The organism is Lentzea sp. NPDC059081 (assembly GCF_042738015.1).
Taxonomy (GTDB): domain Bacteria; phylum Actinomycetota; class Actinomycetes; order Mycobacteriales; family Pseudonocardiaceae; genus Lentzea.
Genome location: NZ_JBHYGW010000007.1, coordinates 80,096 through 101,570 on the forward strand (window position 1 = coordinate 80,096; position 21,475 = coordinate 101,570).

A 21,475-nucleotide genomic window follows, 5' to 3' on the forward strand; every position below is an offset into this window, starting at 1 on the left:
AGATGCCCATTGGACAACCGAATGGCCGCACCACCAGGATGTGCGGGTGGCCCTCGACGCCGAAGCCCGCTCGATCGTCCTCCGCCGGTACTCGCAGCACGTCATCGAGTTCGTCCTGCTCGTCGTCGCCGGAGTGCTCGGCCTGATCCCCGGTTTCCTGCTGTCGCTGGGGCTCGTGAAGCTCGGCATGCCCGCGGAGCACTTCGCCGTCGTCGCGGTGAGCTCCATCGCGGTGGTGTCGCTGCTCGGGGTGGTGTGGGTCGAGATCTGGTACCCGTACCGGCACGGCGGGTCGACACCGGCGATGCGGTGGCTGGGCATCCGGATCACGACGCTGCGCGGCGCAGAGCCATCGTTGCGGGACTACTTCGTGCGGTGGCTGCTGATGGCGGTGGACGGGCTTTTCCTGGGCGTCGTCGGTGCCGTGCTGATCGCCGTGACGCCGCGCAACCAGCGGCTCGGGGACATGGTCGCGGGCACCGTGGTCGTCCGGCGCGTCACCTGAGCAGACCGGTGCGCCACGCCCAGATCGCGGTCTCGGTGCGGTTGCGCGCGCCGATCTTCTCCTGGGCGTGGGCCAGGTGCGACTTCACCGTCGACAGCGAGACGCGCAACCGGTCGGCGATCTCGGCGTTGGTCCAGCCGCGGGCCACCGCCAGCACCACGTCCAGCTCGCGCCCGGTCAGCGGGCTTTCCCGCTGCTCGCGCCCGGTGCCGCCACGGGTGAAGTGGGCGAGCAGGCGCACCATGACGGCGGGCGAGACCAGCGACTCGCCCCGCACCGCGGCGTGCACAGCCTCCACGAGCAGCCGCGGCCTGGCGTCCTTGACCAGGAACCCGCACGCGCCGGCGAGCAGCGCCGTGTAGACGTTCTCGTCGACGTCGTAGGTGGTCACGACGAGCACCCGCAACGGGTCCTCGACGCCCGGCCCGGCCAGCAGCTCGGTCGCCCGCAGGCCGTCGAGCTTGGGCATGCGGATGTCCATCAGCGTCACGTCGGGCCGCAGCTGCCGCGCCAGCCGCACCGCCGACTCACCGTCCGCGGCCTCGCTGATCACGGTGATACCCGGCTCGGCATCGAGGATCAGCCGGAACCCGGTGCGCACGAGGGTCTGGTCGTCGGCGACCAGCACGCGGATCGTCATCAGATGCCCCTCGGCAGTGCGTCGAAGTCCAGCGGCAGCCGTGCGGTGACGCGCCAGCCGTCCTGCCCGTGCGGCCCCGCGGTCAGCTCCCCGCCGAGCGCCTCCATCCTCTCGGTCATGCCGAGGACGCCGTGGCCGCCCTCCTCCACCGGACCGGTCACGCCGTCGTTGTCGATCTCCAGGACGAGCTCGTCCTGCTCGGTCCTGGCGGTGACGCGCACGTCGGTGGCGTGCGCGTGCCGCCGGGTGTTCGTCAGCGCCTCCAGCAGAACCCGGTGCAGCGCGACCGAGACCTGCGCGGGCAGGGTGAGCGTGCCGGCGTCGTCGGCCATCAGCACCGACGCCTCCTCCCCCACGGCCGCGCGCACCACGTCGCCCAGCACGAGGCTCGGCGACGGCAGCGGTTCGTCGCTGCGCAGCACGCCGACGAGCCCGCGCGTCGCCGTCAGGGCCTCCGCCGCCGCCTGTTCGATCTGGTCGTAGACGTCGAGGGGGTCCTGGGGCGGTGCCGCCGGGTTGCCGGCCAGCGCCTGGGCCGCGCGGGTCCGCACCACGATGCCGGTGACGTGGTGTGCCACCAGGTCGTGCAGGTCGCGGGCGAGCTGGAGCCGGTCCTCGGTGCGGACCCGGTCCAGCTCCCGGCGGTGGCGTGCGTCCGCGTCGCGCAGGATCAGGCCCAGCGCGACCGCCGCACCCCACGCCAGCGCGGCGGCGACGGGGAACAACGCGGCCGGGAAGTCCAGCCCGTACCGGACGATCGGCGCGAGCACGACGGCGGTGCAGGCGGCGACGGCGAGCACCGCCGCCCGCACCGGAGGGAGCCGGCGGCACCCCGCGGCGGCCACCAGGAGTGCCGCCAGCACCTCCGTCACCGGCGGCTGCGCGGGCACGCGGTCCACGAACGCCGCTGCGGCGGTGCCGAGCAGCGAGAGCGTCACGACCGCGCCGCCGAGCAGCTCGATCCGGCGCGGGAACCGGCGCCGCAGCACCGCGAGGACCGCCGTCGCCTCTCCCGAGTACGGGACGACCGTGGCGAGCAACGGGCCCAGCACGCCCCGCGGCCGGTCACCGCCGGTGGCCAGCACCGCGTCCACCACGACCGCGACGAGCAGCACGGCGACCTCGGCCACGAACACGCTGCGCCGCGCCGTCGTTCCCCCTGCGGTCATGCGCGCATTCTCCGCTACCGCGCCTGCTTCACGGCCGCGAAGTACGCGTTGGACGCCGGCAGCCAGCTCGCCACCACCGCCAGCGCGGCCACCAGGGCACCGCCGTACGCGGGCAGCGTCGCCGTCCCCTCGCCGATGAACAGGTTCGCGACCTGGAACACCGTGAACACGGTCAGCACGATCCTCGCCCAGTTCCGGCCCGACCGGACCTTGAACGCGAGCCACAGCTGCACCAGCGCAATCACCAGCGCGATGCCGGCGAACGTGACCTGGCCGAAGGTGGCCGCGCTCTGCAGCTGTTCCTCGGTCAGCTGCGGCTGCGACGTCCTCAGCGCGTCGACCAGGTCGTCGCGCGTGCCCACCAGGACACCGATGGACGTCACGGCGAACACGCACGACACGAGGAAGCCCGCGAACGCGGCGTTGACGGTGGCCGGCGGCAGGGTCCTACCCGTTGCAGTAGTCATGATCACGACGGTAGGACCAGGTCAGAGCGGGTGCGAAGCACTGCGCACCCATCTCGTACTTTCGGCCGGGAGCCCGGTTGCGGCGGTGTCCGGGGACCGCCAGGATGCCGGGCTCCCCCGGCCGTGCCCACCGCCGGGCGGCTCAGCGGGTGAGCGCCACGCGGGTGAAGTCGACGGGAACGTCGAGCGCCACGTTGATGTAGTTGGTGAACACGTTCAGCGCGACGTGTGCCACCGTCTCGACGATCTCCTCCTGGGTCAAGCCCGCGTCCTTCGCGGCCTGGATCTCGGTGTCGCCGATCTGGCCGCGGTGCTCGACCAGGGCGGTGGCCAGCGTGAGGATCGCGGCGGTGCGCGGGTCGTCGGACCTGCCGCTCTGCGCCTCGGTCATCTCCGCGGCCGTGGCACCGGCCTTCTTGCCGAGCATGGTGTGCGCGGACAGGCAGTAGTCGCAGCGGTTCTTGTCCGCCACGGCGACGGCGATCTGCTCGCCGATCTTGGCGCCGAGCGCGCCGCCGCCCAGTGCGCCGAACTGCGCCCACATGCTGCGCAGCGCGGCCGGGGAGTTGGCGACGGCCTTGAACATGTTCGGGACCAGGCCGAAGGCGCCCTTGATCTCGGCGAGGGTCTCGGCGCGCTCGTCGGTGACCTGGTCGGGGTTGGTGAGGTCGATGCGGGACATGGTTGTTCTCTCTTTTCCTGGGTGGTGCGGGTCAGGTGCAGGTGCCGTCGATCGCGCAGACGGCGGGCGGCACCGCGCCGTCGAGCAGCTTCGTGACGGCGGAGGCCAGCGTCATGTCGTCGACGGGGCCGAGCTTCTGGGCGCGCAGCATGCCGTCGCGGTCGATGAGGACCGTGGTGGGCGTGCCCTGCATGCGGTAGCGGCTGAACGTGACCGGCGCCGGGTGCGCGCTGCGCACGGCGTCGACGCCGACCGGGAACGTGATGCGGTACTCGTGCAGGAACGCCTTGAGGCTCACCGGGGTCATGGCCTTGTGGTGCTCGAACACCGTGTGCAGGCCGACGACGGCGAGCTCGTCGCCGAACGTGCGGGACAGCCGCACGGCCTGCGGCAGCGCGTGGCTCACGCAGCTGGGGCAGAGCATCTGGAACGCCTCCAGCACCACGACGCGGCCGTGCAGCTGGGCGAGGTTCAGCGGGTCGCTGTTGAACCAGGCCGTTGTCTCCCAGGGCATCGCGGGCGACAGCAGGCCGCTCGACGGGGACATGAGCAGGCTCACGACGTCACCACGCCCGCCCGGCGTAGGGCTGCGACCACAGCGCGACCTGGAGCGTGACGGCCTTGAACCACGCCTGGTGCATGCGGTCGACCTCGGCCTCGCCGTGTCCGCCTGCGGCCAGGAACGGCCTGATCGTCGCGGTGATCGGGTAGATGAACGCGATGATGTGGCGCAGCGGGATGTGCGGCACCGAGTCGGCGTGGTCGGTCTGGTTCTTCTTGGGCTCGGTGTGCCGCAACGCGATCTCGTGCTGGTAGGCGAGCCAGCGCTCGTCGTACGGGCGCGTGCAGGTGTCCATGATCCACCGGCCGAAGCGGGCGCGGACCCGCGCGAGGTAGTCGGTGATCGGCACGCCGTCCGGGGTGGAGAAGTACGCCACCAGGTGCGGGTGCGAGCCGACGAAGCCGTACCAGACGTCGAGGACCGCGTCGATCTGTCCACTGAGGACCTCACCGGCGGTGCGCAGCGCCTCTTGGTCCTCCGGTCCGAAGAGGACGCTCGCCAGCAGTCCGTCCAGGTCGGCACGGGTGACGGGCGACGGCGCCAGCGCGGGGTCGTCGTGGGTGTAGCCGGCGGGTGGTGGGTGTTCGGGAGACGTCATGTCGCTTCCTTCGCGATCGTGGACCGTCGAGCCGCGGATCCGCTCCGCGAGGCGAACGCCAGTCTGCCACAAACTAGGTAGGACTCCTACCAACTTCTTGGCGTCGGTGACCCACGTCTCAAGCCGGGAGCACGTACCATCACCGGGGGAAGTTCTTACTGGCGAGGCGGAACGCATGACTGACACCGACGGCACGGCCGGTCTCGACCGGCGGCTGGCCGACGCGCTCGAGCGGCTCGGGCACGGCATGCGGTCGCTGGCGCAGCGCACGGCGCGGGAGCACGGGCTGTCGCCGTTGCAGCAGCAGGCGGTGCTGGCGCTCGCCCAGCACCCGCAGGCGCGCCACGAGGTCGCCGCGCTGGCCGCGGAGTTCGACGTGACGACGCCGACGATGTCGGACGCGGTGACGGCGTTGGAGCGCAAGGGCCTCGTGACCCGCTCCCCCGGCACGGACGGGCGCCGCAGGGTGTTGTCACTGACCGAGACCGGGACGGAGGTCGCACGTGGACTGTCCACGTGGGACGATCCGCTGACGTCGGCGCTGGCCGGGATCTCCGAGGCGGACCGCGCGACCACGCTGCACACCCTGCTGAGGGTGATCGCCGACCTGCACCGCACGGGTGTGGTGAGCGTGACCCACATGTGCACGACGTGCCGGTTCTTCGGCCGGGACGCCTACCCCGACCCGGAAGTGCCGCACCACTGCAACCTGCTCCAGGCGCCGTTGCCGCTGGCGCAGCTGCGGACGGACTGCCCGGAACACGAACCGGCGGACGGGCCGCGGGGCAGGCGGAAGCAGCGCACCGCCCCGTAGCGGACCTCAGCCGTGCAGTCGCGCGGCCTGGTCCTCGAGGTGTCCTTCTGCGCGGCGGCGCAACGTTCTCACCCACGACTCCGGCAGCAGGTCCTGGTGCCGCAACAGGTGCCGCGCGGCCTCGGTGTCGTCGCGGTCGACGTTGACCACCCGGTGCACCTCGGCGGCGGTGATCCCGTGCAGGGGCTTGCGCGCGAGGACGATCGCGTCGCCCGCCCCGACGTGGCCCGGCTTCAGCACCCGGCAGTAGAGGCCCGTGCGGCCGGTCCGCTGGGTTCGCACGGCCATGTCCGCGACGTCGTGGTGGACGGCGAGCTTGTAGCAGGGCCGGCGCGGCTGGCTCACCTGCAGCAGCACGGTGCCCACGGCGTAGACGGCACCGATCAGGGCGTCGCTCTCCAGCAGCCCCGACGTGGTGAGGTTCTCGCCGAACGCGGGCGTGGCGAGCTCGCCGACCTCCCGCGCCCAGTCCGCGTAGTGCTCTTCCGGGTAGAGCAGCACCGCCTTGTCGGGGCCCCCGTGGTGCACGCGGTCGCCCTGCTCGTCCCCGTCCAGCCCGAGGACCCCGACGTTCACCCGTCCCAGCACGGGCGTCTTGGCGATCGCGGTGCGGACCTCCTGGCCGCGCCACGGGATCCCGCGGATCCCACCGGTGGACACGGAGATCACTCGTGCGCGGGTCATCGGGACTCCTTCACCACGACGGCGGCGAACTCCGCCCACCGTTCGAGCACCCGCACGCCCGTGGTCTCGACCGCGTCCACCTCGGCGAGCGAGATCCGCGTGCCCACCGGCAGGTAGGGCGTGATCTCCCACAGCTCCTGCGACCCGATCTCGACGTGGAACTGCAGCCCGTAGGCCGTTCCCACCCGGAACGCCTGGTGCGCGCAGACGTCTGAACGCGCAAGGAGTTCCGCTCCCCCGGGAAGGTCGAACGTGTCCTCGTGCCAGTGCACGACCGGCACCCGCGGCCCGAACGGCCCGAGCACGGGGTCGTCGGCCGAGAGGACCTCGACCTCGCCCGCGCCGATCTCCGCGACCGGCCCCCGGCGCACGGAGGCGCCGAGCGCCGCGGCGAGCAGCTGGGCACCGAGGCACACGCCGAGCACCGGCTTGCCGAGCCGCACGCAGTCCGCGATCAGCTCGCGCGTTCCCGCCAGGTGGGGATGCTCGTGATCGTCGAGAGCCCCCATCGGCCCACCCATCACGACGAGCACGTCGAGCTGCGCGGCCGCCGGCAGCTCGTCGCCGAGGTCGGCGCGGACGACGGACACCGTGCTCCCCACGGCGAACAGCGCCGGAGTGATGAGCCCCGGCCCTTCGAACGGAACGTGCTGGACGACCACCGAACGCACTGCCGGCCCCTCGCTTTCTTGACCCGCTCCGGACTACTTGCCCCGGACGCGCCCAGCATGCCACAGTCTAGCTAGGAGTCCTAACTATCTGTCGCCGATGGTCCGAGGAGGCGCACTTGCCCGCCGACACCGCGGTAGCCGCCCTGCGCGGCGCCTCGCTGAGGGTCACCAAGCAGCGGGTCGCCGTGCTGGCGGCCCTGGAGCAGCACCCGCACGCCGACGTCGACCAGCTGGGCCGGATCGTCCGCGAGGAGCTCGGATCCGTGTCCACGCAGGCCCTCTACGACGTGCTGACGGCACTGGCACGGGCGCGGCTGGTGCGCAGGCTCGAAACGGGCCAGCGGGCCCGCTTCGAGCTGCGCCGCCACGAGCACGACCACGTGGTGTGCCGCGACTGCGGCGCGGTGGCCGACGTCGAGCGGGCAGGCGACCCCGCACCCCCGGGATCCACGCGGACGCACGGCTTCCGCGTCGACGAGTCCGAGGTCCTGCACTGGGGGCTGTGCCCGCGGTGCCGGGCCGGCGTTCACTGAACGGAGAAGTTCACCCGATGTCGTTCGAAGAGAACACGAAACCGCTGACCACGGCCGCCGGAGCCCCGGTCGCCGACAACCAGGACAGCCTCACCGCGGGCACCCGCGGCCCGGTGCTGCTGCAGGACCTGTGGCTGCTGGAGAAGCTCGCCCACTTCGACCGCGAGGTCATCCCCGAGCGGCGCATGCACGCCAAGGGCTCGGGCGCGTTCGGCACCTTCACGGTGACGGGCGACCTCACGGCGTACACGAGCGCCGCGCTGTTCAGCGAGATCGGCAACCAGTGCGAGACGTTCACGCGCTTCTCGACGGTGGCGGGCGAACGCGGCGCCGCCGACGCCGAACGGGACATCCGCGGCTTCGCGACCCGCTTCTACACCGCCGAGGGCAACTGGGACGTCGTCGGCAACAACACCCCGGTCTTCTTCTTCCGGGACCCGCTGAAGTTCCCCGACCTCGCGCACGCCGTGAAGCGCGACCCCCGCACGAACCTGCGGAACCCGGAGAACAACTGGGGTTTCTGGACGAACCTGCCCGAGGCGTTGCTGCAGGTGACGATCGTGATGAGCGACCGGGGCATCCCGCGCTCGTACCGGCACATGCACGGCTTCGGCTCGCACACCTACAGCATGGTCAACGCCGAGGGCGTGCGGCACTGGGTCAAGTTTCACTTCCGCACCGAGCAGGGCATCGAGAACCTGACCGACGAGCAGGCCGGTCAGCTCATCGGCCGCGACCGCGAGTCGCACCAGCGCGACCTCTACGACGCCATCGAGCGCGGCGAGCACCCGGCCTGGAAGCTGCACCTCCAGGTGATGCCCGAGGCCGACGCCGCCGGGTACCGCTACCACCCGTTCGACCTCACGAAGGTGTGGAGCAAGAAGGACTACCCGCTGATCGAGGCGGGCGAGCTGCGGCTGACCCGCAACCCCGACAACTACTTCGCCGACGTCGAGCAGGTGGCGTTCACCCCGGCCAACGTCGTGCCCGGCATCTCACTCAGCCCGGACAGGATGTTGCAGGGCAGGCTCTTCTCCTACGGCGACGCCGCCCGCTACCGCCTCGGCGTGAACCACCACCAGATCCCGGTCAACCACCCGAACGGCGCGCGGCAGGTCAACTCCTACCACCGCGACGGCGCGATGCGGGTCGACGGCAACCAGGGCGGGGTCCCCGGCATCCAGCCGAACAACTTCGGCCGCTGGGCCGAGCAGCCCGCGTTCGCCGAGCCGGCACTGGCCGCCGGCGCGGTCGCCGACCGGTTCGACTTCCGGGAGGACGACGACAACTACTTCGAGCAGCCGGGCAACCTGTTCCGACTCATGACCGGCGAGCAGCAGCAGGCGCTGTTCGACAACACCGCGCGGGCGATCAAGGGTGCGCGGAGGGAGACCGTGGAGAAGCACGTCTTCCACTGCGGTCAGGCGGATCCCGCGTACGGCGAGGGCGTGCGCAAGGCGTGCGAGGCGATCGGCGCGCTCTGACGTCCGGGTGCGGCGCTCACTCCGCGGGCGCCGCACCGATCCGGATCGGCCCGCGCCATTCCTCGTCCGGCGACAGCACTTCACCACGGCTCGTGACCACCACACGGCCTTGCTTCGCCAACTCACGGGCGATGGCGCGGGCCGGTTCCATCAGATCGCGCCACCCGTCATCGCCCACGGCGCGGGCCGCCTCGGACGGGCAGATCGACTTGGCCGGGCCGCGCGCCGCGGTCAGGTCCAGAATCGTGTGCTCCAAACGGTCTTCCACCGTGCTCATCAGTGAGGACGTACCCCGGGGAGCGCCACCGTGAACCCGGTTTTTCGCGCCATTACGTCGGGTATGTACGATTTCGTGACCGACGTGACTCTCGATTCCCCTGACCTGCTCGTCGAGGGCTACACCGCCGAGTTCCCCGACAACGACGAGCCCGTCCTGCTCGACGCCGACGGCCGGGAAGTGACCACCTGGCAGGAGAACTACCCGTTCACCGAACGGATGTCGCGCCCCGAGTACGACCGGCTCAAGCGCCTGCTGCAGATCGAGCTGCTGAAGCTGCAACACTGGGTCCGCGAGACCGGGCAGCGGCTCGTCATCCTGTTCGAGGGCCGCGACGCCGCCGGCAAGGGCGGCACCATCAAGCGGTTCACCGAGAACCTCGACCCGCGCGGCGCGCGCACCGTCGCCCTGGAGAAGCCGGACGAGCGGGAGCGCGGCGAGTGGTACTTCCAGCGCTACGTCCGCGAGCTGCCGACCGCCGGCGAGATCGTGCTGTTCGACCGCTCCTGGTACAACCGGGCCGTCGTCGAGCACGTCATGGACTACTGCACGCAGGACGAGTACGAGCTGTTCATGCGGCAGGCGCCGGTGTTCGAGCGGATGCTCGTCGAGGACGGCGTGCCGCTCGTGAAGCTCTGGTTCTCCGTGTCGCGCAACGAGCAGCGCACCCGGTTCGTCATCCGGCAGATCGACCCGGTGCGGCAGTGGAAGCTCAGTCCCAACGACATCAAGTCGCTCGACCGCTGGGACGACTACACCGAGGCGAAGGTCGCGATGCTGCGCGAGACCGACACCGAGATCGCGCCCTGGACCGTGGTGAAGAGCAACGACAAGAAGCGGGCCCGCATCGAGGCCATGCGCAGCGTGCTGGCCCGCTTCGAGTACGACGACAAGGACCACGGCGTGGTCGGCACCCCGGACTTCCGGGTGGTGGGGCCCGCCGCCACCCTGTTGGAGGAGGGCGAGGACGAGACGGCGCTGAGCCCCACCCCCATCGCCCCGCACGCGCCGCACGGCCCGGGGCTGCACCCCGGCTAGCCCGGTTTCCCGCCGCCCGCGCTCTAAGCTCGCCTCATGACGATGGGAACGGTTCTTCTCCTCCTCGGCGGCGGACTGCTCCTGGCCGTCCTGGTGCTCCTCACCGTCGGGACTTTGCTGGGCCGCCGGGTCCGGCGCGGCAGGAAGCGAGGTCGCTACCCCTACCGCTCTGGCCCCGGCACCTACGACAACTCGTCGGCGACCGGCCCGCACTGAGTCCCGATCAGGACTTCACCCGGCGTGGAGCCGGGGCTTCCAGCGCAGGTGCACCGCCTGGTCCGGCTCCTCCGCCCGCAACAACGACAACCGCGGCCGCACGGCGTCAGTACGAGCAGACGGCGGCCGACGGCTGCCAGCGCGGTACTGAACCGGCCACTCAGAACCGGCAAAGCCCTGCTCAGCCGCAGCGTGCAACGTCCAATGCGGGTCATAGAGATGCGTACGCCCCAACGCACACAGATCTGCCCGCCCCGCCAACAGAATCGAGTTCACGTCGTCATAAGACGCAATAGCGCCAACAGCGATGACAGCGACACCAGGAACCTCGTGACGGATCCGGTCAGCGAACGGCGTCTGGTACGACCGCCCGTACGCCGGCCGTTCGGAAGCCGTGACCTGCCCAGTAGAAACGTCGATCCCGTCCGCACCATGGGCGACGAACGCACGAGCGATCTCCACGGCGTCATGCTCGGTGTTGCCGTCAGGCACCCAGTCTGTGGCGGAGATGCGCACGATCATCGGCCGCGAGCGAGGCCACACAGCACGAACGGCGTCGAACACCTCCAACGGGAACCGCAACCGGTTCTCCACCGAGCCGCCATAGTCGTCCGCGCGCTGGTTCGCGATCGGCGAGAGGAACGACGACAACAGGTAGCCGTGCGCGCAGTGCAGCTCCAGCAGGTCGAAGCCCGCGGAGGCACCACGCCGGGCGGCGGCCACGAACTCGGCGGTGATCCGGTCCAAAGCCGCGCGGTCGAGCTCGGACGGCACCGGCGACCCCGGTCCGTACGGCAGGGCGGACGGACCGACGACGTCCCAGCCGCCGGAGGGCAGCGGCTCGTCCATTCCCTCCCACATCAGCCGCGTCGAGCCCTTGCGGCCCGAATGTCCCAGCTGCAGGCCGATTCTGGCGGTGCTGCGCGCGTGCACGAACGCCACGATCCGCTCCCACGAGTCGCGCTGCTCGTCGGTCCACAGGCCGGTGCAGCCCGGCGTGATGCGTCCCTCCGGCGACACGCACACCATCTCGGTCATCACGAGCCCCGCGCCGCCCATCGCCTTGGAGCCCAGGTGCACGAGGTGGAAGTCGCCCGGCACGCCGTCGACGGCCGAGTACATGTCCATCGGCGACACGATCACCCGGTTCTTCAGCTCCAGGCTCCCCAACGAGAACGGCTGGAACATCGCCGGGACGACGTCCGGAAGCCCTTGCGAGGAAGCGAAAGCGGCGTCGACGCTGTCCGCGAACTCGGCGTCGCGGGTGCGCAGGTTGTCGTAGGTGATCCGGCGCGACCGGGTCAGCAGGTTGAAGCAGAACCGGGTCGGCTCCTGCTCCGAGTACATGCCGATGTTCTCGAACCACTCCAGCGACGCCTGCGCGGCGCGTTGCGTGGACTCGACGACGGGACGGCGTTCGGCCTCGTAGGCGGTGAGAGCGGCCGCGACGTCGCGGTGCTCGTGCAGGCACGCGGCGAGCGCGAGCGAGTCCTCCATCGCGAGCTTGGTGCCGGAGCCGATCGAGAAGTGCGCGGTGTGCGCGGCGTCGCCGACGAGCACCAGGTTGCCGTGGTGCCACCGCTTGTTGCGCACGGTGGTGAAGCTGAGCCACTTCGAGTTGTTGGCGAACACCTCGTGCCCGGCCAGCTCGTCCGCGAACAGCGAACGGATCCGCGCGACGGCGTGCTCGTCGGAGACGCCGGGCGGGAACTGCTCGCCGGTGTCGAACCCCGCCCGCCGCCAGACGTCCTCGTGCATCTCGACGATGAACGTCGACCCGGTGTCGGAGTAGGGGTAGCCGTGCACCTGCACGGTGCCCCACTCCGTGTCCTTGACGAAGAACTGGAACGCCTCGAACACCAGGTCCGTGCCGAGCCACATGTACTTGTTGCGCCGCTGGTCGAGCACGGGCCGGAAGATCTCCGGGAAGGACTGCCGGACGACCGAGTTGACCCCGTCCGCGCCGACCACCAGGTCGTGTGACGACCGCAGCTCGTCCACCGACGGCGCCGCGGTCGAGAAGTGCACCACCACGCCGAGGTCACTACACCGCTGTTGCAGCAGGCGGAGCAGCTCCTTGCGGCTCATCGCGGCGAAGCCCTGCCCGCCCACGGTGTGCGTCTCGCCGCGGTGGTGGATGTCGATGTCCGTCCATCGCGCGAACCGGCGCGACATCGCGGCGGCGAACTCCGGGTCGGCGTTCTCGATGCCGCCGAGCGTCTCGTCGGAGAACACGACGCCGAAGCCGAACGTGACGTCCGGCGCCTCGCGTTCCCAGACGGTGACCTCGTGCGCGGGGTCGAGCTGCTTCATCAGCGCGGCGAGGTACAGCCCGCCAGGGCCTCCCCCGACGACGGCGATCTTCATGCGGTCACCCCGTCCTCGACCTGGAAGGTCTCGCGCAGCGCGAACCGCTGCAGCTTGCCGCTCGCGTTGCGGGGCAACGCGTCCAGGAACCGGACCTCGCGCGGGTACTTGTAGGGCGCGATGGTCCGCTTGACGTGGTCCTGGATCTCCCGCGCCTTCGCGGCGTCGCCGACCACGCCCCCGCGCAGCACCACGAACGCGCACACGACCGAGCCGCGTTCGTCGTCTGGCTTCGCTACGACGGCGGACTCCAGCACGTCGGGGTGCGTGTCGACAGCCTCCTCGACCTCCGGTCCGCCGATGTTGTACCCGGACGAGACGATCATGTGGTCGCTGCGGGCGTGGTAGTGGAAGTAGCCGTCCTCGTCGCGGTGGAAGACGTCGCCGGTGACGTTCCAGCCGCTCACCACGTAGTCCTTCTGGCGCTCGTCGTCGAGGTAGCGGCAGCCGACCGGGCCGATCACGCCGAGCCGTCCCGGTTCACCGGGTCCCAGCTCCAGGCCGTCGGGGTCGAGGATCGCGGCGCGGTAGCCCGGCACCGGTTTCCCGGTGGCGCCGGGACGGATGTCGTCGCCCGCGGCGGAGATGAAGATGTGCAACAGCTCCGTGGCGCCGATGCCGTCGATCACCCGGAGCCCGAGCCGGTCGCGCAGCCGTTCCCAGGTCTCGCGCGGGATGTGTTCGCCCGCCGACACCGCGGTGCGCAGCCCGCTCAGCTTCTCGTCGGCTCCGTCGCGCAGGATCGCCTTGTACGCGGTGGGCGCCGTCGCGAGCACCGTGACTCCGTGCTGTGCGACGAGGTCCGCGAGCTGCACCGGCGTCGCGGCCTCCGTCAGGAACGCACACGCGCCCGCTCTCAAGGGGAACACGACGAGCATGCCCAGGCCGAACGTGAACGCGAACGGCGCGGTGCAGGCCACCAGGTCGTCCTGGTCCAGCCGCAGGACGTGCCGGCCGAAGGTGTTGTCGATCGACAGGACGTCGCGGTGGAAGTGCGCGGTGATCTTCGGTGCCCCGGTGCTGCCGGACGTGGGCGCCAGCAACGCCACGTCGTCGGCCGCGGTGTCGACGGCGGTGAACTCCCCCGGCTTCCCGGCGGCCCACGCCGCGAGGTCGTCGTGGTCCACGACCTCCAGAGCGGGGAAGGCCCGGACGTCGTCGGCGAAACGCCCGTCCACCACCGCGATCGACGGACGCGTCCGTTCCACGATCGGCGCGAGCTCACGGGTGCGCAGCGCGGCCATCGTCGTCACCACGACACCGCCCGCCTTGAGCACGCCGAGCCACGCGGCCACGGTCCACGGGTTGTTGGGCGAGCGCAGCAGGACCCGTTGTCCCGGAACGAGACCGAGGTCCTCCACCAGGACCCGCGCCACCTGGTTGGACCGGGTCAGCAGCTCGCCGTAGGTCCACACCTCCCCCGCCGGGGTCCGCAGCGCGGGACGGTCGGCGCCGAACCGCGCCGCCGGGACGTCGATCAGCTCCGTGGCGGCGTTGAGGCGGTCCGGGTAGGTGAGCTCGGGCGTGGTGAACTCGATCACCGGCCACAGCGCGGCGGGCGGGAGGTGGTCGCGGGCGAAGGTGTCCATGGTGAGTCCTTCCGCGGGCGGCGGGTCAGGAAGCGCGGATCATGCCCTCCTGGGCAACGGTGGCGAGGTGCACGCCCTCGCGGGTGAAGAAGCGACCGTGCCCCAGACCGCGGCCCGCGTCGGCGGCGACCGCGTCCTGCACGTAGAGCAGCCAGTCGCCGACCGGACCCGTGCGGTGGAACCACATGGCGTGGTCCAGGCTCGCGGTCACCAGGCCGGGGCGGGCCCACGGCAGGTCGAGCACGCGCAGCACGGGTTCGAGGATCGTGTAGTCGCACACGTAGGCGAGCGCGGCCAGGTCGCGTTGCGCGTCCGTCAGCCCGTCGACCGGGCGCAGCGGGTCGAACGGCTTGATCCACACGGCCTGGTGCGGCACCTTCTCGCCGTCGACCGCCAGGTACACGGGTCCGGGCACGTGCCGCATGTCGAAGCTGCGGCCGCCGGCCCAGTAGGCCTTCGACTCCGCGGTCATCGTGCCGCCGTCGCGCCCGTCGAGGTAGCCGGCCGTGCTGGGCAGCGACTCCGGGTCCGCCACGGCGTCGAACGGCGCCTGGAAGCTGCCGCCCGGCTCACCGGCGGCGAAGTTCGCGAGGCAGGCGTAGAGGGGCTTGCCGTTCTGGTAGCCGCGGACCTGCCGGGTGCTGTAGCCGCGGCCGTCGCGCAGGACCTCCACCTCGTACCGCACCTCGGCGCCGATGTCGGCCGGCCGCAGGAAGTAGCTGTGCATGGAGTGCAGCGTCTTGCCGTCGGTAACCGACCGCATGGCCGCGGCGGCCGCGGCGGCGACGAGGTCTCCCCCGTACGCCTTGGGCCACGGGCAGGGCTGGGTGACGGCGGTGAAGGCGAGGTTGAAGTGCTGCGGCGCGGTGGGCTTGAGCGTGATGGCCGCCGTGAAGACCTCGGACGTGACCGTCCCGGCGGTCATCGGGTCAGCCAGTCGCGCAGGTCGGAGTCCGGCACGTCGTCGAGGTTGACGACGATGTTCTCCGGCGTCCTGGTGGTCATCCAGGTGAGCGGCCGGTTCCGGTCGAGGTTGCACTCGATGTGCGGCATGAACGGCGGCACGAACACCCAGTCGCCCTCCTCCATGTCGACGTAGTCCTCGAACCGCTCGCCGAAGTAGATCCGCGCCCGGCCGGACAGCACGTACCCGCCGGTCTCGGCCTCGCCGTGGTGGTGGGTCACCGACCGGTAGCCGGGCTCGTTGGTGACCTTGCCGAACCACAGCCTCGTGGCCGGGGTGTGCTGGATGCTCACGCCCGAGATCCGGACCGCGCCACCGGAGTCCGCGGTGTCCGGGTTCTCGGCACCGCCGCGCGTCACGACCGGGGCGACGAGCCCGCTGGGCAGCCGGTACACCGAGTTGTCGCCCTCGAGCCGGTACTTGCTGAGGTCAGGCTCCATATATCGCATTCTTCACCGCCGTCAGATAATGTCAATACTCATGAGGCCTCACGCGGTGAACCCTGCCAGCCTTCCCGCCCCGAGCGGCTACTCCCACGGCACGCTCGCCGGCAACGTCCTGCACCTGGGCGGCCAGACCGCCCTGGACGCGGACATGAGGATCGTCCCCGGCGGCATCGTCGAGCAGTTCCGCCAGGCGTTCGGCAACGTGCTGACGACGCTGCGCGCGGCGGGCGGTGAACCGGAGGACCTGGTCAGCATCACGATCTACCTCACCGACATCCCGGACTACCAGGCGCACGGCAAGGAGATCGGCAAGGTCTGGCGCGAGCTCGCCGGACCGGTCTACCCGGCGATGGCGGGCATCGGCTGCACCGCGCTGTGGCAGCCGGAGGCGCTCATCGAGATCCTCGGCGTGGCCGTGATCCCGGACGACCGGCTGATCACGCCCGTCCAGCCCTAGCGTTTTCATGATCACCGAAATGGGGACGCGATAATGAAGCTCGCATCCGTGACCGTCGACGGGGTCCGCCGGGCCGGTGTCGTGGACGCCGTGGAGCAGTCGGTCGCGCTGCTGGACACGACCGTGGACGACATCGTGCGAGGTGGAGCGACAGGCACTCCCGGCGAGGTGCTGCCGTTGTCCGAGGTGCGGCTGGAGTCGCCGCTGCACCGCTTCCGCCGCGACGTGCTGTGCACCGGCTGGAACTACCTCGACCACTTCGAGGAGCTGAAGGGCAAGCGCGGCGGGCAGGAACCCGAGTCGCTGCCGGAGCACCCGACGTTCTTCACCAAGGGCCCGGACACGGTCATCGGTCCGTTCGACGACATCGCGTACGACGCGGCGTTGTCGCAGAAGTGGGACTACGAGGCCGAGATCGCGATGGTCATCGGCCGTGACGGCCGGTCGATCCCCGAGGAGAAGGCCCTGGACCACGTGTTCGGGTTCCTCGTCGCCAACGACGTCTCCCAGCGCGACCTCCAGCGCGCGCACGGCGGCCAGTGGCTCAAAGGCAAGAGCATCGACGCGACCATGCCCCTCGGCCCGTGGATCACGACCACCGACTCGGTGGACCTCGGGGCGTTGCGGGTGCAGTGCGAGGTCAACGGTGTGCTGATGCAGGACGCGTCCAGCACGCAGATGGCGTTCTCGTTCGCCCGGATCATCGCCGAGCTGAGCTGGGGCATGACCCTGCGCGCAGGAGACGTGATCCTGACCGGCACGCCCAGCGGCGTCGGGAACGCCCGCGAGCCGCAGGTCTTCCTGCGCGACGGCGACGTGGTGGTGACTCGTGTCAGCGGCCTCGGCGAGCTGCGCAACACTGTCACCTCGACGGATCTCGGTCAGGGAGGGAGAGAGCGCTGAACCTCGCGGTGAACGCCGACGCGGAGGTCGCCCAGCCGGGACGCGACCGGCTCGGCCCGCTCATCATCACGCTCTTCGGCCTGTACGCGCGGGGCGAGGACAACTGGCTGTCCGTGGCGTCGGTGGTGCAGCTGATGGCGGAGCTCGGCGTGGACGGCCAGGCGGTCCGCTCGTCGATCTCCCGGCTGAAGCGCCGCGGCGTGGTCGTGGCCGACCGCCGCGACGGCGCCGCCGGGTACGCGCTGGCCGAGCAGACGCTGGAGCTGCTCGCGGAGGGCGACACGCGGATCTTCGAACGCCGCCGCGCCACCGCCGAGGACGGCTGGCTCGTGGTCGTGTTCTCCGTGCCCGAGTCCGAACGCGACAAGCGGCACGCGCTGCGCACCAGCCTCACCCAGCTGGGTTTCGGCACCACCGCGCCCGGCGTGTGGGTCGCGCCCGGCAACCTGGCCGGCGAGACCCGCCGCACGCTGGAGCGGCGCGGCCTGGCCGAGTACGTCGACCTGTTCACCGGTCAGCACTTCGGCTTCGGCGACCTGCGCTCGAAGGTGCGCGCGTGGTGGGACCTCGACGAGCTGGCCGACCTGTACGCGGACTTCCTGCGCCGCCACCGGCCCGTCGTCCTCGAGGACGTGACGACCCCGGCGCAGGCGTTCCGGACGTACGTGCCGATGCTGACCCAGTGGCGGCGCCTGCCCTACAGCGACCCCGGCCTGCCGCTGTCGCTGCTGCCGCCGGGGTGGAACGGCGTGACGGCGGAGGCGTTGTTCGGGGAGCTCAACACGACGCTGAGCGCGCCGGCGCGGGAGCACGCGCTGGCCGTGATCCACGGGCGGTGATCTGCGCCGCGGTCGCCGGGCTGACCGCGGACGATGAAGTACGTTGACGTCATGGAGATCTACGACATCCCGGTCGGCACCCTCGCGGGCGAGCAGGGCGACCTGAGCGCGTTGCGCGGCAAGGTGGCGCTGGTCGTCAACGTCGCCTCGCGCTGCGGGCTCACCCCGCAGTACGCCGGCCTGGAGCGGCTGCAGGAGAAGTACGGCGCCCAGGGCTTCACCGTCGCGGGCTTCCCGTGCAACCAGTTCATGGGCCAGGAGCCGGGCACGTCCGAGGAGATCGCGACCTTCTGCTCGGCCACCTACGGGGTGTCGTTCCCGCTGTTCGAGAAGATCGAGGTCAACGGACCCGGCCGGCACGCCGTCTACCAGGAGCTGGTGGGCCACGCCGACGCCGACGGGACCGCGGGCGACGTGCAGTGGAACTTCGAGAAGTTCCTCGTGTCGCGCGACGGCGAGGTGCTCGCCCGGTTCCGGCCGCGGACCGAGCCCGAGGACCCCGCGGTGGTCGAGGCGATCGAGGCCGCGCTCCGCTAGTGCGGACTCCCGGCGCGAGCCACGCGGCTCGCGCCGGTCGCGCTGTCAGAGCGCCGAGAAGTGCGCCGCGTCGCCCACGACCGTCGTGCTCGCCACGCCCTCGACGCTCACCGGCACCTCGCCCGCGATCGTGATCCGGTTGAGCCGCCGCCGCACGTCGTCGTAGTCCGCGACGCCGTAGTGCTGCGTGGCGCGGTTGTCCCAGATCGCCACGTCGCCGTCCGACCACTGCCAGCGCGCGGTGTTCTCCAGCCGGGTGATCCGGTTCTGCAGCAGGTCGAAGATCGCGCGCGACTCGGCCGTGCTGACGCCGACGATCCTCTTCACGAAGTGGCCCAGCAGCAGGGCCCGTTCGCCGGTCTCCGGGTGCACGTGCACGACCGGGTGCTCGGTCTCGTAGCGCAGCGACTCGAACTCGTCGCGGTAGGTCTGCTCCTTCACGTCGATGCCGCCGACGCGGGTCTCGTCGACCTGGGCGGCGTAGTCGTAGAGGTTGGTGTGCACGGCCCACAGGCGGTCGGCCAGCGCCTTCAGCGCCTCGGGCAGCTCGGCGTAGGCGCGGGCCGTGTTGGCCCAGACCGTGTTGCCGCCGTAGGGCGGGAGCTCGACCGCCCGCAGGATGCTGATGGCCGGGACGCGGTCGACGAACGTGACGTCGGTGTGCCAGCTGTTGGCCTTGCCGTGCTGCGAGTCGATCGCCAGGACGTTGGCGTGCTGCTCGCCCTTCACGGTCGGGTGCGCCAGGGTCGGCTCGCCGAGGAGCCGGGCGAACGCGAGCTGGCCCGCGTCGTCGAGGTGGTGCTGGCCGGAGAAGAAGACGACCTTGTTGGCCAGCAACGCCGCCCTGACCTCCGCGACGGTGTCCGCCGGCAGGTCGCCGCCCAAGCGGACGCCGTCGATCCTCGCTCCGATGCCCGCGCCGAGCCTGTGCACGGTGACGGTGTCCGAGAGCTGTGCGGTCATCGCGGATCTCCTTTGGGCAGAAGGGCCTCACCCCCACCCTGCTGAGGTCCGCGCGGGCACCGCAACAGTGCGCGGGAAGAAATCCGGTCTTCCCAGCTGCTGGAACGGACCGGGTCCGGTACCCGGTCCGTCCACATCGGACTACGTGCTCACCACCGGAAGCCCGCGGGTCCGCGCTCGGTCGCCGCGGCGAGCTCCTCGAGCCTCGCCGCGGACAGCGGCACCCCCGGCGCGGCCTGGACGAAGGCGACCCACTCGGCCGGGGTGAGGGCCGTCGGCGGCTCGCCCACGTACGCCGATGCGTACAGGGGCGTGCCGGGTTCGGTGCGCCAGCTGCCGGCCAGCGGGCCCAGGTCGACGGCGTCGAACCCGAGGGCGTCCAGCAGCGCCGCGACCTCCTTGTTCGCCTCGGGGTGGTCGCCGTGCAGCGGGAGCGCGGTGCGGTCGGCGGCGCCCCGGTCGCGGAAGAGCTGGTTGGTCTGCGGCGAGCCGATGGAGTGGAACGCCTTCACGACCTTCGAGTCCGCGAGGTGGCGTTGCACCAGCTCGCTGGAGGTCAGCTCGTCGCGGTCCAGCTCCGGCCGGCGCCACTCGTCGGTCACCACGTAGTTCATCGGGTCGATGACGATCTTCCCGGCGAGGTCGGCGCGGGAGAGCTGCTCGTGGGCGGCGAACGGCACGGCGGCGAGGATCACATCGGTCGTGCGTGCCACTTCGGACGGTGTGGCCGCACGGGCGTTGGTGCCCAACGACGCGACGAGCTCGGTCAGCGTCTCCGGGCCGCGCGAGTTGCTCACCACGACGTGGAGACCCGCGTCGACGGCGCGCCGGGCGACCCCGGCCCCGACGGATCCGGTGCCGATGATGCCCAGGGTGGACGTGCTCATGTCTGTTCTCCGTTCGGTGTTCTGCCTCCATCCCACCGGCGGTGACGTGGGCGAACAACGAGCAAGACGAGAACGCAGCGATCACGTCGTGTGATAGATCTGGGGTGTGGAGCTGAGGACGTTGCAGTACTTCGTCACGGTGGCCGAGGAGCTGCACTTCGGCAACGCGGCGAAGCGGCTGCGGATCGTGCAGTCGGCGGTGAGCCAGCAGATCGCCCGGTTCGAGCGCGAGCTGGGCGTGCGGCTGCTCGACCGCACGTCCAGGACCGTGCGGCTGACCCCGGCCGGTGTCCGGGTGCTCGCGGCGGCCAGGGACACGCTGTCGGCCGCGGCCAGGGTGCGGCTCGTCGCCGGCGAGCTGGACACGAGCGTGCGGATCGGCGTGGCCGGTTGTGTCACGCCGCGCCTCGACCGCGCCCTCTCCCGGCTGCTCGAGAACCAGCGCGCCGTCGAGCCCGAGCTGGTCGACCTCCCGGTGCTCGCCCGCGTCGACGCCGTCCGCAACGGCGAGCTCGACGTGGCACTCGTCCGCGGCGCCTTCGCGAGCACGACCGTGACGGCGGCGCACGCGTGGTCCGAACCGCTGCACGTCGTGGTGTCCCGCAAGCACCCGGCCGCCGGCGACGAGGTGATCGGCCTCGCCGACCTCGACCCCGCCGGGCTGCGGCTGCCCGCCCGCGAGACCGACCCGCCGCTGTTCGACGCGATCGTCGCCGCGCTCCCGGCCGCACCGGTGCGGCCGCCGGCGGGCGACTTCCTCACGGTCCTGTTCGAGGTCGGTGGCGACCCGCGCGGCTGGACGCTGCTCCCGGCGGAGCAGCTGGGCAGCGACTCGCCCCGGCTGCGGCAGCTGCCGCTCGACCCGCCCCTGGTCATCGACGGGCACGTCGTGACGTCGCTCGCGACACCGGCCTCGTGCGTGGCGTCCTACGTGGCCGCGTTCGCCGACTGGTGATCTCCTGGCTTGAACTCGACGACGTCCGGGTATTGAAGGAGCGCCGTGCACGCGCGCGTGTACGCACTGGAAGGACCGTCCTCGGACGGTCCGGGCCGTCGCCGGCGCGGGATGTTGAACACTCCAGCATCCCGTCGCCGGTGCCGGTTTTCACACCGGTTTGCGTCCGCCCGGACCGGGCTCGGGACCGCCGGTGGCTTTAGTATGCGCTGTGCGAGCGTCAAGAAG

Annotated in this window: 26 protein-coding genes; 11 read left to right on the plus strand and 15 right to left on the minus strand. The window is 71.2% G+C overall.

Annotated elements, in window-relative coordinates; translation table 11 throughout:
• Positions 1–46: 46 nt before the first annotated feature.
• A complete protein-coding gene (locus ACFWV3_RS18005; protein ID WP_382412436.1) occupies positions 47–505 on the plus strand; it encodes an RDD family protein in 459 nt (152 codons plus the stop codon).
• On the opposite strand, the gene ACFWV3_RS18010 is transcribed toward ACFWV3_RS18005, so the two are convergent.
• The 6 genes from ACFWV3_RS18010 to ACFWV3_RS18035 form a co-directional block, all read right to left on the minus strand.
• Complete coding sequence (locus ACFWV3_RS18010) at positions 498–1,145, minus strand: response regulator (RefSeq protein ID WP_382412437.1); 648 nt, start codon at positions 1,143–1,145, stop codon at positions 498–500. The genes ACFWV3_RS18005 and ACFWV3_RS18010 overlap by 8 nt on opposite strands.
• Complete coding sequence (locus ACFWV3_RS18015) at positions 1,145–2,314, minus strand: sensor histidine kinase (protein ID WP_382412439.1); 1,170 nt, start codon at positions 2,312–2,314, stop codon at positions 1,145–1,147. Before ACFWV3_RS18015 ends, ACFWV3_RS18010 begins: the two co-directional genes overlap by 1 nt.
• Positions 2,315–2,328: 14 nt before the next feature.
• Entirely contained in the window at positions 2,329–2,781 is a 453-nt protein-coding gene (locus ACFWV3_RS18020; RefSeq protein WP_382412440.1) for a hypothetical protein, read from the minus strand.
• Positions 2,782–2,923: 142 nt separating this feature from the next.
• Complete coding sequence (locus ACFWV3_RS18025; protein WP_382412441.1) at positions 2,924–3,463, minus strand: carboxymuconolactone decarboxylase family protein; 540 nt, start codon at positions 3,461–3,463, stop codon at positions 2,924–2,926.
• Positions 3,464–3,494: 31 nt separating this feature from the next.
• On the minus strand, positions 3,495–4,022 hold the full coding sequence (locus ACFWV3_RS18030; protein ID WP_382412442.1) for a redoxin domain-containing protein: 528 nt from the start codon (positions 4,020–4,022) through the stop codon (positions 3,495–3,497).
• A 4-nt stretch (positions 4,023–4,026) separates the two neighbouring features.
• Positions 4,027–4,623 carry a protoglobin domain-containing protein gene (locus ACFWV3_RS18035; protein ID WP_382412443.1) on the minus strand — a complete coding sequence of 199 codons (597 nt, stop codon included), beginning with the start codon at positions 4,621–4,623 and terminating at the stop codon, positions 4,027–4,029.
• A 175-nt stretch (positions 4,624–4,798) separates the two neighbouring features.
• Here ACFWV3_RS18035 and ACFWV3_RS18040 point away from each other — a divergent pair, with 175 nt between their 5' ends.
• Entirely contained in the window at positions 4,799–5,437 is a 639-nt protein-coding gene (locus ACFWV3_RS18040) for a MarR family winged helix-turn-helix transcriptional regulator (protein ID WP_382412445.1), read from the plus strand.
• A 6-nt stretch (positions 5,438–5,443) separates the two neighbouring features.
• On the opposite strand, the gene ACFWV3_RS18045 is transcribed toward ACFWV3_RS18040, so the two are convergent.
• Together ACFWV3_RS18045 and ACFWV3_RS18050 are read right to left on the minus strand one after the other, a co-directional pair.
• Positions 5,444–6,121, minus strand: coding sequence for an MOSC domain-containing protein (locus ACFWV3_RS18045; RefSeq protein ID WP_382412447.1), 678 nt, complete (start codon positions 6,119–6,121; stop codon positions 5,444–5,446).
• On the minus strand, positions 6,118–6,792 hold the full coding sequence (locus ACFWV3_RS18050) for a type 1 glutamine amidotransferase (RefSeq protein WP_382412448.1): 675 nt from the start codon (positions 6,790–6,792) through the stop codon (positions 6,118–6,120). Before ACFWV3_RS18050 ends, ACFWV3_RS18045 begins: the two co-directional genes overlap by 4 nt.
• Before the next feature lie 116 nt (positions 6,793–6,908).
• On the opposite strand from ACFWV3_RS18050, the gene ACFWV3_RS18055 reads away from it, so the two are divergent.
• A complete protein-coding gene (locus ACFWV3_RS18055; RefSeq protein ID WP_382412449.1) occupies positions 6,909–7,325 on the plus strand; it encodes a Fur family transcriptional regulator in 417 nt (138 codons plus the stop codon).
• Between the two features lie 17 nt (positions 7,326–7,342).
• Positions 7,343–8,809 (plus strand): catalase, encoded by a 1,467-nt coding sequence (locus ACFWV3_RS18060; protein ID WP_382412450.1) that lies wholly within the window; start codon positions 7,343–7,345, stop codon positions 8,807–8,809.
• 16 nt (positions 8,810–8,825) lie between these two features.
• Here the strand turns inward: ACFWV3_RS18060 and ACFWV3_RS18065 are convergent, their stop codons facing one another.
• Positions 8,826–9,086 carry a DUF3253 domain-containing protein gene (locus ACFWV3_RS18065; RefSeq protein WP_382412451.1) on the minus strand — a complete coding sequence of 87 codons (261 nt, stop codon included), beginning with the start codon at positions 9,084–9,086 and terminating at the stop codon, positions 8,826–8,828.
• Between the two features lie 75 nt (positions 9,087–9,161).
• Between ACFWV3_RS18065 and ppk2 the strand changes: the two genes are divergently transcribed.
• Entirely contained in the window at positions 9,162–10,124 is a 963-nt protein-coding gene (gene ppk2 / locus ACFWV3_RS18070) for a polyphosphate kinase 2 (RefSeq protein WP_382412452.1), read from the plus strand.
• Between the two features lie 36 nt (positions 10,125–10,160).
• A complete protein-coding gene (locus ACFWV3_RS18075) occupies positions 10,161–10,340 on the plus strand; it encodes a hypothetical protein (protein ID WP_382412453.1) in 180 nt (59 codons plus the stop codon).
• 15 nt (positions 10,341–10,355) lie between these two features.
• Here the strand turns inward: ACFWV3_RS18075 and ACFWV3_RS18080 are convergent, their stop codons facing one another.
• The 4 genes from ACFWV3_RS18080 to ACFWV3_RS18095 are packed head-to-tail and all read right to left on the minus strand — an operon-like array spanning position 10,356 to position 15,700.
• Positions 10,356–12,707, minus strand: a complete 2,352-nt coding sequence (locus tag ACFWV3_RS18080; RefSeq protein ID WP_382412454.1) for a bifunctional salicylyl-CoA 5-hydroxylase/oxidoreductase — start codon at positions 12,705–12,707, stop codon at positions 10,356–10,358.
• On the minus strand, positions 12,704–14,296 hold the full coding sequence (locus ACFWV3_RS18085; protein WP_382412455.1) for an AMP-binding protein: 1,593 nt from the start codon (positions 14,294–14,296) through the stop codon (positions 12,704–12,706). The genes ACFWV3_RS18080 and ACFWV3_RS18085 overlap by 4 nt, the downstream gene beginning before the upstream one ends.
• Before the next feature lie 25 nt (positions 14,297–14,321).
• The gene (locus ACFWV3_RS18090; protein ID WP_382412456.1) at positions 14,322–15,221 is read right to left on the minus strand and encodes an acyl-CoA thioesterase; all 900 of its coding nucleotides are present in this window, start codon (positions 15,219–15,221) and stop codon (positions 14,322–14,324) included.
• Positions 15,218–15,700 (minus strand): cupin domain-containing protein, encoded by a 483-nt coding sequence (locus ACFWV3_RS18095; protein WP_382412458.1) that lies wholly within the window; start codon positions 15,698–15,700, stop codon positions 15,218–15,220. The genes ACFWV3_RS18090 and ACFWV3_RS18095 overlap by 4 nt, the downstream gene beginning before the upstream one ends.
• A gap of 40 nt (positions 15,701–15,740) precedes the next feature.
• Between ACFWV3_RS18095 and ACFWV3_RS18100 the strand changes: the two genes are divergently transcribed.
• Genes ACFWV3_RS18100 through ACFWV3_RS18115 form a run of 4 tightly spaced genes read left to right on the plus strand, consistent with a single transcriptional unit; the run spans position 15,741 to position 18,442 of the window.
• Positions 15,741–16,163 (plus strand): RidA family protein, encoded by a 423-nt coding sequence (locus ACFWV3_RS18100; protein ID WP_382412459.1) that lies wholly within the window; start codon positions 15,741–15,743, stop codon positions 16,161–16,163.
• Between the two features lie 33 nt (positions 16,164–16,196).
• The gene (locus ACFWV3_RS18105) at positions 16,197–17,066 is read left to right on the plus strand and encodes a fumarylacetoacetate hydrolase family protein (RefSeq protein ID WP_382412461.1); all 870 of its coding nucleotides are present in this window, start codon (positions 16,197–16,199) and stop codon (positions 17,064–17,066) included.
• A gap of 8 nt (positions 17,067–17,074) precedes the next feature.
• Positions 17,075–17,905, plus strand: coding sequence for a PaaX family transcriptional regulator C-terminal domain-containing protein (locus tag ACFWV3_RS18110; protein WP_382412462.1), 831 nt, complete (start codon positions 17,075–17,077; stop codon positions 17,903–17,905).
• A 51-nt stretch (positions 17,906–17,956) separates the two neighbouring features.
• Positions 17,957–18,442: a glutathione peroxidase gene (locus tag ACFWV3_RS18115; protein ID WP_382412834.1), complete on the plus strand. Its 486-nt coding sequence runs from the start codon at positions 17,957–17,959 to the stop codon at positions 18,440–18,442.
• A gap of 45 nt (positions 18,443–18,487) precedes the next feature.
• Here the strand turns inward: ACFWV3_RS18115 and ACFWV3_RS18120 are convergent, their stop codons facing one another.
• Together ACFWV3_RS18120 and ACFWV3_RS18125 are read right to left on the minus strand one after the other, a co-directional pair.
• On the minus strand, positions 18,488–19,405 hold the full coding sequence (locus ACFWV3_RS18120; protein ID WP_382412463.1) for a TauD/TfdA dioxygenase family protein: 918 nt from the start codon (positions 19,403–19,405) through the stop codon (positions 18,488–18,490).
• 149 nt (positions 19,406–19,554) lie between these two features.
• Positions 19,555–20,328 carry an NADPH-dependent F420 reductase gene (locus ACFWV3_RS18125; RefSeq protein WP_382412464.1) on the minus strand — a complete coding sequence of 258 codons (774 nt, stop codon included), beginning with the start codon at positions 20,326–20,328 and terminating at the stop codon, positions 19,555–19,557.
• A gap of 70 nt (positions 20,329–20,398) precedes the next feature.
• On the opposite strand from ACFWV3_RS18125, the gene ACFWV3_RS18130 reads away from it, so the two are divergent.
• Entirely contained in the window at positions 20,399–21,247 is an 849-nt protein-coding gene (locus tag ACFWV3_RS18130; protein ID WP_382412465.1) for a LysR family transcriptional regulator, read from the plus strand.
• Positions 21,248–21,475 lie beyond the last annotated feature (228 nt).

Bases quoted from the DNA above. Each gene is read 5' to 3' on its own strand.
- ACFWV3_RS18010 (WP_382412437.1), bottom strand. From the start codon at position 1,145: ATGACGATCCGCGTGCTGGTCGCCGACGACCAGACCCTCGTGCGCACC.
- ACFWV3_RS18015 (WP_382412439.1), bottom strand. From the start codon at position 2,314: ATGACCGCAGGGGGAACGACGGCGCGGCGCAGCGTGTTCGTGGCCGAG.
- ACFWV3_RS18020 (WP_382412440.1), bottom strand. From the start codon at position 2,781: ATGACTACTGCAACGGGTAGGACCCTGCCGCCGGCCACCGTCAACGCC.
- ACFWV3_RS18025 (WP_382412441.1), bottom strand. From the start codon at position 3,463: ATGTCCCGCATCGACCTCACCAACCCCGACCAGGTCACCGACGAGCGC.
- ACFWV3_RS18035 (WP_382412443.1), bottom strand. From the start codon at position 4,623: ATGACGTCTCCCGAACACCCACCACCCGCCGGCTACACCCACGACGAC.
- ACFWV3_RS18040 (WP_382412445.1), top strand. From the start codon at position 4,799: ATGACTGACACCGACGGCACGGCCGGTCTCGACCGGCGGCTGGCCGAC.
- ACFWV3_RS18045 (WP_382412447.1), bottom strand. From the start codon at position 6,121: ATGACCCGCGCACGAGTGATCTCCGTGTCCACCGGTGGGATCCGCGGG.
- ACFWV3_RS18060 (WP_382412450.1), top strand. From the start codon at position 7,343: ATGTCGTTCGAAGAGAACACGAAACCGCTGACCACGGCCGCCGGAGCC.
- ACFWV3_RS18065 (WP_382412451.1), bottom strand. From the start codon at position 9,086: ATGAGCACGGTGGAAGACCGTTTGGAGCACACGATTCTGGACCTGACC.
- ACFWV3_RS18075 (WP_382412453.1), top strand. From the start codon at position 10,161: ATGACGATGGGAACGGTTCTTCTCCTCCTCGGCGGCGGACTGCTCCTG.
- ACFWV3_RS18080 (WP_382412454.1), bottom strand. From the start codon at position 12,707: ATGAAGATCGCCGTCGTCGGGGGAGGCCCTGGCGGGCTGTACCTCGCC.
- ACFWV3_RS18085 (WP_382412455.1), bottom strand. From the start codon at position 14,296: ATGGACACCTTCGCCCGCGACCACCTCCCGCCCGCCGCGCTGTGGCCG.
- ACFWV3_RS18090 (WP_382412456.1), bottom strand. From the start codon at position 15,221: ATGACCGCCGGGACGGTCACGTCCGAGGTCTTCACGGCGGCCATCACG.
- ACFWV3_RS18095 (WP_382412458.1), bottom strand. From the start codon at position 15,700: ATGGAGCCTGACCTCAGCAAGTACCGGCTCGAGGGCGACAACTCGGTG.
- ACFWV3_RS18100 (WP_382412459.1), top strand. From the start codon at position 15,741: ATGAGGCCTCACGCGGTGAACCCTGCCAGCCTTCCCGCCCCGAGCGGC.
- ACFWV3_RS18105 (WP_382412461.1), top strand. From the start codon at position 16,197: ATGAAGCTCGCATCCGTGACCGTCGACGGGGTCCGCCGGGCCGGTGTC.
- ACFWV3_RS18115 (WP_382412834.1), top strand. From the start codon at position 17,957: ATGGAGATCTACGACATCCCGGTCGGCACCCTCGCGGGCGAGCAGGGC.
- ACFWV3_RS18120 (WP_382412463.1), bottom strand. From the start codon at position 19,405: ATGACCGCACAGCTCTCGGACACCGTCACCGTGCACAGGCTCGGCGCG.